Source organism: Actinomyces sp. MRS3W (assembly GCF_032465695.1).
Lineage (GTDB): Bacteria > Actinomycetota > Actinomycetes > Actinomycetales > Actinomycetaceae > Actinomyces.
Genome location: NZ_JAWDJJ010000113.1, coordinates 1 through 8,989 on the forward strand (window position 1 = coordinate 1; position 8,989 = coordinate 8,989).

The 8,989-nt window shown below is 69.3% G+C and carries 11 protein-coding genes; all 11 read right to left on the reverse strand.

All coding sequences use genetic code 11. From position 1 onward, the window contains the following. The coding region (locus RWX45_RS03655; RefSeq protein WP_316022421.1) for a prephenate dehydrogenase/arogenate dehydrogenase family protein at positions 1-354 on the reverse strand (354 nt) is incomplete at its 3' end. Continuing rightward, positions 351-1,301: a pseudouridine synthase gene (locus RWX45_RS03660; protein WP_410050671.1), complete on the reverse strand. Its 951-nt coding sequence runs from the start codon at positions 1,299-1,301 to the stop codon at positions 351-353. The genes RWX45_RS03660 and RWX45_RS03655, both read right to left, overlap by 4 nt. Next, entirely contained in the window at positions 1,298-1,900 is a 603-nt protein-coding gene (gene scpB / locus RWX45_RS03665; protein ID WP_316022422.1) for an SMC-Scp complex subunit ScpB, read from the reverse strand. Before scpB ends, RWX45_RS03660 begins: the two co-directional genes overlap by 4 nt. Continuing rightward, on the reverse strand, positions 1,897-2,754 hold the full coding sequence (locus RWX45_RS03670; RefSeq protein WP_316022423.1) for a ScpA family protein: 858 nt from the start codon (positions 2,752-2,754) through the stop codon (positions 1,897-1,899). The genes scpB and RWX45_RS03670 overlap by 4 nt, the downstream gene beginning before the upstream one ends. Then, entirely contained in the window at positions 2,744-3,622 is an 879-nt protein-coding gene (locus tag RWX45_RS03675) for a ParA family protein (protein WP_316022424.1), read from the reverse strand. Before RWX45_RS03675 ends, RWX45_RS03670 begins: the two co-directional genes overlap by 11 nt. A gap of 55 nt (positions 3,623-3,677) precedes the next feature. Continuing rightward, the gene (xerD, locus tag RWX45_RS03680) at positions 3,678-4,664 is read right to left on the reverse strand and encodes a site-specific tyrosine recombinase XerD (protein ID WP_316022425.1); all 987 of its coding nucleotides are present in this window, start codon (positions 4,662-4,664) and stop codon (positions 3,678-3,680) included. 28 nt (positions 4,665-4,692) lie between these two features. Further along, on the reverse strand, positions 4,693-4,935 hold the full coding sequence (gene secG / locus RWX45_RS03685) for a preprotein translocase subunit SecG (protein ID WP_316022426.1): 243 nt from the start codon (positions 4,933-4,935) through the stop codon (positions 4,693-4,695). Between the two features lie 141 nt (positions 4,936-5,076). Continuing rightward, positions 5,077-5,856: a triose-phosphate isomerase gene (gene tpiA, locus RWX45_RS03690; protein ID WP_316022427.1), complete on the reverse strand. Its 780-nt coding sequence runs from the start codon at positions 5,854-5,856 to the stop codon at positions 5,077-5,079. 21 nt (positions 5,857-5,877) lie between these two features. Further along, a complete protein-coding gene (locus tag RWX45_RS03695; protein WP_316022428.1) occupies positions 5,878-7,071 on the reverse strand; it encodes a phosphoglycerate kinase in 1,194 nt (397 codons plus the stop codon). A 121-nt stretch (positions 7,072-7,192) separates the two neighbouring features. Further along, a complete protein-coding gene (gap, locus tag RWX45_RS03700; RefSeq protein ID WP_316022429.1) occupies positions 7,193-8,200 on the reverse strand; it encodes a type I glyceraldehyde-3-phosphate dehydrogenase in 1,008 nt (335 codons plus the stop codon). Positions 8,201-8,444: 244 nt separating this feature from the next. Then, on the reverse strand, positions 8,445-8,989 hold a 545-nt coding region (whiA, locus tag RWX45_RS03705; RefSeq protein WP_316022430.1), incomplete at its 5' end, for a DNA-binding protein WhiA.

Consider the following 8,989-nt stretch of genomic DNA (forward strand, 5'->3'; position numbering starts at 1 on the left):
ATCCTGGCCTCCGCGTGCGCGCACTTCGGCACCGATGCGCTGCTTAACGCTGGCCACGTCCGTGACCACCGCCTCGGGGTGGGCGGCCAGCTCTCGCAGCACCACGCTCGCGGCCACGTCCGGCGGGGTGGCCACCACAATGATCTGGGGTTCGGCGCAGTGCTCATCACGCACGCGCCCGGCCCCCATATCGCGGGCCAGGGCCAGGGAAGTGGGTGAGGTGTCGGCGAGCTGTACTTCGACGCCCGCGGCGCTGAGGGCCAGGGCCAGGGAGGTGCCCAGCAGGCCGGTGCCCACCACGAGCACGGGGCCCGCGGTGGACAGCGCCGCCGATGGGTTTCCGATGGCGCTCATAAGCCCACCTCCCGCTGCAGGGCGTTGATCTCCTCGCCAGTGAGTGCCCGCATGGCGCCGGGGCGCAGCCCGCCGAGTGTCAGTGGCCCGAGCCGGGTGCGCGAGAGCCGGATGACGGGGTGGCCGACCGCGTCCAGCATGCGGCGCACGATCCGATTGCGACCGGAGTGGAGGGTGATCTCCACGATCGAGCCGGTCGGACCGGAGTCCTTGACCACCACTCGGTCGGCGGCGATCGGCCCGTCCTCCAATTCGATGCCCCGTTTGAGTTTGCGCGGTACCCAGGGGGCCACGTGGCCTTCCACAATGGCCACATAGGTCTTGGCCACCTCGTAGCTGGGGTGGGTGAGCCGGTGGGTGAGCTCGCCATCGTTGGACAGCAGCAGCAGCCCCTCGGTCTCGGCGTCCAGGCGGCCAACATGCACCAGCCGGAGGGCGGCAGTCTTGGCCGCCCCGCCCAGCTCGTCGGCGTGCTCGGCCAGGTAGCGTTCGGCGAACTCGGCGACGGTGGGGCGGCCCTCGGGGTCGTCCATGGTGGTGACTACGCCGGCGGGCTTATGCAGCATGATGGTGAGGATGTCCGGGTCGGTCAGTACCCGGGAGCCGTCCACCCGGATCTCCTGCGTGGCCGGATTGACGCGCACGCCCGGCTCGGTGACCCGCACCCCGTCCACACTCACGCGACCGGCCGCAATGAGTTCCTCGCATACGCGGCGCGAGGCAACGCCGGCGTGGGCGAGCACCTTCTGCAGCCGCTCTCCCCCGACCGTGTAGGGGTCCGCTGCGCCCGCGGCGGCATCCGGGGCGTCGGGCGCGCCGGCAACAGCGTCGGGCAGTTCTTCAAGGTCGTCGGCGTCGTAGAACTCCTCGGCGCCGAAGTCGAGGGTGGACGCGGTGCGGTCATGGTCTGGGCCCGCATGGTCGGCGTGGTGTCGGCTGGTGCTCACGGATGCATTCTCCCGGTGATCTCGTCTTCTATGTCTCCCAGGGCGGAGGCGTCGGGCAGGTAGGGGGCCAGGGGCGGTAAGTCGTCAAGCGAGTCCAGCCCCAGGTATTCCAGGAACTCGCCCGTGGTGCGGTACAGAATCGCGCCGCTGGGCTCGGTGCCGGCCTCTTCGATGAGCCCGCGGGCGTGCAGGGTGCGTACGACGCCGTCGACGTTGACGCCGCGGATGGCCGCCACGCGGCCGCGTGTGACCGGCTGGCGGTAGGCGATGACCGCGAGGGTCTCCAGGGCCGCCTGAGACAGGCGCGCGGTGGCGCCGCCGATGACGAAGCGTTCCACCAAGGCGCTGAACTGTGGTGCGGACGCCAAGCGCCATCCGCCGGCCGCGCGCCGCAGCACGAAGCCGCGTCCCTCCTCGTACTCGGCGGCCAGCGCGATGAGCAGCGCCTCCACATCGACCTCGTCCAGACCGAGGGCCTCGGCCAGGGCGGCGGCCGTCACCGGTTCGTCGGCGACGACGAGTACGGCCTCCACCGCCGCCCGCAGCTGGTCCGGCGGCACCGGCACCGGCAGCTGCGCGGATGGGTCTGAACCGCTCATGCGAACTCCTCCTCCAGTTCCGGTGACAGGAGCGTGGCCGTCTCCAGGCTTGCTGCGTCCGCGCCGCGCCAGGCGACGGTGATCTCCTCCATGGGGGCGTCTTGGGTGAGATCGACGTCCCCTTGCCGGTGCAGGATGAGCAGGGCGAGGAAGCGTGCGACGACGACGGCGGTACGGCCGGCGTCGGCGGTGAGCTCGGTGAAGGTCAGTGTCCCGTGCGCTTGCAGCCGCCGCGCCAGCAGGCGCAGCTGCTGCGCCACGGGAACCCGCTCATGCAGGTGAACGGTCTGTACGCCGGGATCCTGGGGGCGGGTGAAGACGTCTGCGGCGATGCGGGCCAGGTCTTCCGCGTCGATGGTGGCCACCAGCCGGGGCAGCAGTGCCGCCAGCTCGGCGGGCAGGGCGACGGCGCGGGGGTGTGTGCGGGAGGCGACCTCGGCGCGGGTTTTGAAGGCGGCTGCCGCCTCCTTGTAGGCGCGGTATTGCAGTAGGCGGGCGAACAGCAGGTCGCGTGCCTCGAGCAGCTCCATGTCCTCGTCCGCATCCTCCGGGTCGTGCGGGAGGAGCCGGTGCGCCTTGAGGGCCAGCAGGGTGGAGGCGACGACGAGGAATTCGCTGGCGCGTCCCAGGTCCCAGTCGGAGCGCATGTAGGCGATGAACTCGTCGGTCACTTCAGCGAGGGCGAGTTCGGTGATATCGAGCCGTTTGCGGGCGATGAGGGTGAGTAGCAGGTCGAAGGGCCCCTCGAACTGGGGCAGGGCCACGTTGAAGCCGGGCACCTGTGGTGCGGAACCGGTATCCGCAGGCGGGTCGTCCAGCCGCGCCTGCAAGGCGGCCGGGGCTTCAGGCGACATTGCCGCGGGCGATGACCTCCCGGGCCAGGCGCCGGTAGGCCTCGGCCCCCGGGTGACCGGGGGCGTAGCTGGTGATGGGTTCGCTGGCGACGGAGGCGTCCGGGAATTTGACGGTGCGGCGGATCCGGGTGTCGAAGAGTTTGTCGCCGAAGGCCTCGGTCAGGCGCTCGAGCACCTCCCGGGAGTGGAGGGTGCGCGGGTCCACCATGGTGGCGAGAATGCCGTCGATCTGCAGGCGCGGATTAATGCGGTCTCGCACCCGGTCCACGGTCTCCACCAGGAGGGCGACGCCGCGCAGGGCGAAGAACTCGGTCTCCAACGGGATGATGACGCCGTGCGAGGCGGTCAGTGCATTGACGGTCAGCAGTCCGAGCGAGGGCTGGCAGTCCACGAGGATGGCGTCGTAGTCGTCCAGGACGGGGCGCAATACGCGGGCCAGGGCCTGCTCGCGGGCTACCTCGCCGACCAGCTGCACTTCGGCGGCGGACAGGTCGATGTTGGCGGGGATGAGGTCCAGGCCCTCCACGGAGGTGGAATGGATGATGGGACGCACGTCCGGGCGGGCAGCTACCAGCATGTCGTAGATGGTCTGATCGAGTTCATGCGCGTTGACGCCCAGACCCGCGCTCGCCGCGCCCTGGGGGTCGAAGTCGACAATGAGCACGCGGCGCCCGTACTCGGCCAGCGCGGCACCGAGATTGATGGTTGTGGTCGTCTTACCGACGCCGCCCTTCTGGTTGCACATGGCGATGACCCGGGCGGGGCCGTGCGAGTCGAGTGGCGCGGGAACGGGGCAGACCCGTTCCTCCTTCTCCGCGATGGAGGTGTCAGGCGGGTCGATCAGTCCGGGCTGCTTCGCATCACTCACACCGGCAGCCTAACCGAACTGACGCGATACGGCGCGGCGACGGGCCCTGCAGCGGTCAGCCGCGGGCCCGCGGGTGGCTGGTGGCGTAGACCTCGCGCAGGTGGTCGACGGTGACCTTGGTGTAGATCTGCGTAGTGGTGACCGAGGCGTGCCCGAGCATTTCCTGGACGACGCGCACGTCCGCTCCCCCGGCAAGCAGGTGGGTGGCGAAGGAATGCCGCAGTGTGTGCGGGGAGATGTGACGGCCGTCCTCGCCTGCGTCCGCGGCGCCGGATCCGGTCAGTCCGGCACGTTGCCCCGCTTGTTGCAGCACCGCCCAGGCGGACTGGCGCGACAGTGGCCGCCCCAGCGTGTTGAGGAAGACGTGCGGCACGCCCCGGCCCTTCGCGGCCAGTACGGGGCGGCCCCGCACCAGATAGGCGTCCAGCGCCTCCCAGGCGTACTGGCCCATCGGTACGATCCGTTCCTTGCGGCCCTTGCCGAACAGCCGCAGGCAGCCGGATTCGGCGTCGAGATCGTCAATGGCCAGCCCCACCGCCTCGGAGATGCGGGCGCCGGTGGCGTACAGCAGCTCCAGCAGGGCGCGGTCGCGCAGGCAGATCGGTGAATCGTCAACCGAGGCGGCCTCCAGCAGCCGACGGACCTCGTCCACAGTGAGGGCCTTGGGCAGGCGTCTGCCCACCTGCGGTGGGCGCACCGCTGCGGAGGGGTCGGCGTCGGTGAGGCCCTCGGCGTGTAGGAACTTGTGCCAGCCGCGCACGGCGGTGACGGTGCGGGAGGCCGACGACGCCGCCAGTGGCCTGCCACCGTCGGCGCCGGTGCGCAGCGCCTCCAGGAAGGCGGTCACGTCAGCCTCCCCCACGGCGCTCGGGGTGTGCAGGCCGCGGGCGCGCAGGAACGCCGTGTAGCGGTCGAGGTCCCGCGCGTAGGCGGCGAGTGTGTTGGGGCTCAGCCCGCGCTCAACCCGCAGGTGGGCGAGGTAGCCGGTCTGGGCCCGTACGAATGCGTCCCCACGCGGGTCGGCGGGTGCGGCGTTAGCCAAGTTCGTGGTGTATCCGTCCGGTGCTGCGTCAGGCGAACTTGGCGAGGAGTCCAAGACCAATGATGGTGGCCGTCCACAGCACCGCGACGCCGACGGTGATCCGGTTGAGGTTGCGTTCGGCAACACCGGAGGAGCCCGCCGAGGAGGAAATGCCGCCACCGAACATATCCGACAGGCCCCCGCCCCGGCCCTTGTGCATGAGGATCGTCATGATGAGGAAGAAGCTCGCCAGCACCAGCAGCACCTGCAAGATGATTGTGAGTACGCCCACGCTGCGTTCCCTTCGTCGTCCCAGCCGGCGGACCGGCTTCTAACTCGTCTACGGCGACTCTACCCGATAGTCCTGCGCAAACGGGCATGCGCCCGGCCCCACGAAGGGACCGGGCGCATGCCTGGCGGATTCAGCGCTGGATCAGGCGTAGAAGCGGGCCATCTCAGCGAAGGAGTCGGCCTTGAGCGAGGCACCCCCGACCAGGGCGCCGTCGATGTCGGCCTGAGCCATGAGCTCCTTGATGTTGGCCGGCTTGGCGGAGCCGCCGTACAGGATGCGGGTGGAATCGGCGGTGGCGTCGCCGAAGTCCTCGCGCAGTGCCGCACGGATGGCGCCGCACACCTCCTGAGCGTCTTCCGCGGTGGCGGTCTCGCCGGTGCCGATCGCCCAGATGGGCTCGTACGCGATGACGATCTTCGCGACGTCCTCGGCGCTCCAGCCGGCCAGGGCGGCTCGGATCTGTCCGAGGACGAAGTCCACGTGGGTGCCGGCCTTGCGGATCTCCAGGGCCTCGCCACAGCACAGGATCGGGGTCATGCCGGCGTCGAGCACCTTGCGGGCCTTCGCGCCCACGAGCTCGTCGGACTCGCCGTGGTATTCGCGACGCTCGGAGTGTCCCATGACCACGTAGCTGCAGCCGAGCTTGGTGAGCATGTCGGTGGAGATCTCACCGGTGTAGGCGCCGTTGTCGTGGATGGACACGTCCTGGGCGCCGTACTTGATGTCAAGGTTGTCGGCCTCGACCACGGTCTGCACGCTGCGGATGTCCGTGAAGGGCGGAATGACGAGGACCTCACACTTGGAGTAGTCGTGGCCGGCGTCGCTCAGGGCCATGGCCAGGCCCTGGACGAGGTGGTTGGCCTCGAGGTGGTCCAGGTTCATCTTCCAGTTGCCCGCCATGAGCGGGGTGCGGTTGTTCATGATGTCTTCCTTAGGTGAGTGTCAGTCGTCGAGTACGGCGATACCGGGCAGCGTCTTGCCCTCGAGCAGCTCGAGGGAGGCACCACCACCGGTGGAGATGTGGGAGAAGGTCGACTCGTCGAAGCCGAGCGTACGCACGGCCGCGGCGGAGTCGCCGCCACCAATGACGGAGAAGGCGTCGGAGTCGGAAATGGCCTGGGCCACCGCCTTGGTGCCGGCGGCGAAGGCCGGGAACTCGAACACGCCCATGGGGCCGTTCCACACCACGGTCTTGGAGGAGGCGATCGCCTCGGCGAAGCGCTTCTGGGTCTCGGGGCCGATGTCCAGGCCCATCTGGTCGGCGGGGATGGCGTCCGCAGCGACCACGCTGGCGGGGGCGTCCGCCTTGAACTCGGGGGCGACGACGGTGTCGACGGGCAGGAGCAGCTCCACGCCGTTGGCCTGGGCGGTGGCCAGGTAGCCCTTGACGGTGTCGATCTGGTCCTCCTCCAGCAGCGAGGTGCCGACCTCATAGCCCTGTGCGGCCAGGAAGGTGTAGGCCATGCCGCCGCCGATGAGCAGGCGGTCCGCCTTGCTGAGCAGGTTGGCGATGACACCGAGCTTGTCGGAGACCTTGGAGCCGCCGAGCACGACGGTGTAGGGGCGCTCGGGGTTGTTGACGGCCTTGCCGAGGGACTCGATCTCCTTGGCCACGAGCAGTCCGGAGGCGGCCGGCAGGATGCGGGCCACGTCGTAGACGGAGGCCTGCTTGCGGTGCACGACACCGAAGCCGTCGGAGACGAACACATCGGCCAGCGCGGCCAGCTGCTCGGCGAAAGCGGCGCGCTCGGCGTCGTCCTTGGACGTCTCGGCAGCGTTGAAGCGCACGTTCTCGAGCAGGACGATGTTGCCGGGCTCGAGAGCGGCCACGGCGGCCCGGGCGCTCTCACCGACGGTGTCCTCGGCCAGGGTGACGTTCACGCCGGTCAGCTCGGCCAAGCGCTTGGCGACGGGGGCAAGCGAGTAGTCGGGGTTGACCTGGCCCTTGGGGCGGCCCAGGTGGGCGACGACGATGACCTTGGCGCCGGCCTTGAGCAGCGTCGTCAGGGTCGGCAGGGCGGCGCGGATGCGGCCGTCGTCGGTGATGTTCTTGTCGGCGTCGAGCGGGACGTTGAAGTCGGAGCGGACCAGGACGCGCTTGTCCTTGAGGTCGCCCAGTGACTCGATGGTCTTCATGGAACCTCGCATGTGTGTGACGGTGTTGATGGGGATGAACGGGCGGACGCCCGCGCACGTGGATGGCGTGCGCGGGCGTCCGTCAGGTGCTCACAGTGTGAGTGTTGGTGGCTGCTCGAGCTCAGGCGAGCTTCTCGCAAACCAGAGCGGTGAGCTGAACCAGGCGGTTGGAGTAGCCCCACTCGTTGTCGTACCAGGAAACGACCTTGACCTGGTCGCCCTGCACCTTGGTCAGCTTGGAGTCGAAGATGGAGGAGTGCGAGTCGCCGACGATGTCGGTGGAGACGAGGTCCTCCTCGGAGTAGGCCAGGACGCCCTTGAGCGGGCCCTCAGCGGCGGCCTTGACGGCGGCGTTGATCTCCTCAACGGTGGCCGGCTTGGCGGGCTTGAAGGTGAGGTCCGTGACCGAGCCGGTCGGGACCGGCACGCGCATGGCGTAGCCGTCCAGCTTGCCCTTGAGCTGCGGGAGGACGAGGGCGACGGCGCGGGCGGCGCCGGTGGAGGTGGGAACGATGTTGAGGGCGGCGGCGCGAGCGCGACGCAGGTCCTTGTGCGGGGCGTCGTGCAGACGCTGGTCACCGGTGTAGGCGTGAACGGTCACCATGAGGCCGTTCTCGATGCCGAAGGCCTCGTCCAGCACCTTCGCCACGGGGGCGAGGCAGTTGGTGGTGCAGGAGGCGTTCGAGATGATGTTGTGCTTGGTGGTGTCGTAGTCCTGCTCGTTCACGCCGACCACGAAGGTGCCGTCCTCGTTCTTCGCCGGAGCGGAGATGACGACCTTCTTGGCGCCGGCGTCGATGTGCGCCTTGGCCTTGGTGGCGTCGGTGAAGAAGCCAGTGGACTCCACGACGACGTCAACACCCAGGTCCGCCCAGGGCAGGTTGCCGGGCTCGCGCTCGGCGAGGACGCGGATCGGCTTGCCATCGACGATGATGTTCTGCTCGTCGTAGGTGACCTCGGCGGCGAGGCGGCCCAGGATGGAGTCGAACTTGAGGAGGTGGGCGAGGGTCTTGATGTCGGTCAGGTCGTTGACAGCCACGACCTCGAAGTCGGCGCCCTGCTCGAGGGCGGCACGGTAGAAGTTGCGGCCGATGCGGCCGAAGCCGTTGATACCAACGCGGGTGGTCACTTTGTGTCCTCCTAGTGCGCCGCGTGGGCGCACGTACTCGTAGCTCTTTGCACACATAGTGTGCCCCGGCCTTCGTGGGGAGTCCCCCGTCCGATCCGGCAGGTCGAGTTTAGCGTCAGGTACCTGCCGCGGGCGAGGATCGTCCACGCCACGGGCGAACAATCCGGTGTGCCACCGCGCACATATGCCGTCTGCCAACCGTTTGGCACAGCGTGTTGGGACTCACGTCCCAATTCGGTGTCGCTCACATGTCGAGCATGTCCTGGGTGAGCACGGATTCGGTGTCCGGAATGCCGAGTTCGTGGGCGCGCTTGTCCGCCATGGCCAGCAGCCGGCGAATGCGCCCGGCAACCGCATCCTTGGTCAGCTGCGGATCGGCCATCCGCCCAAGTTCCTCCAGGCTGGCCTGCTTGTTCTGTACGCGCAGGCGGCCGGCCTCTACCAGGTGGTCGGGCACGTCGTCGCCGAGGATTTCGAAGGCGCGTTCGACGCGCGCGCCAGAGGTGACGGCGGCGCGTACCGAGCGGCGCAGGTTGGCGTCGTCGAAGTTGGCCAGACGGTTCGCCGTGCCCCGGGTCTCGCGCCGGGAGCGGCGCTCCACCCATGTGGCATTCGCCTCCACCGCGCCCATCTTCTGCAGCAGGACGCTGATCGCCTCGCCGTCGCGGACCACCACGCGGTCAGCGCCGCGCACCTCCCGGGCCTTCGCGGCCACATCGAAGCGGCGGGCGGCGCCCACCAGGGCCAGGGCGGCCTCGCTGCCGGGGCAGGTGACCTCCAGCGCTGAGG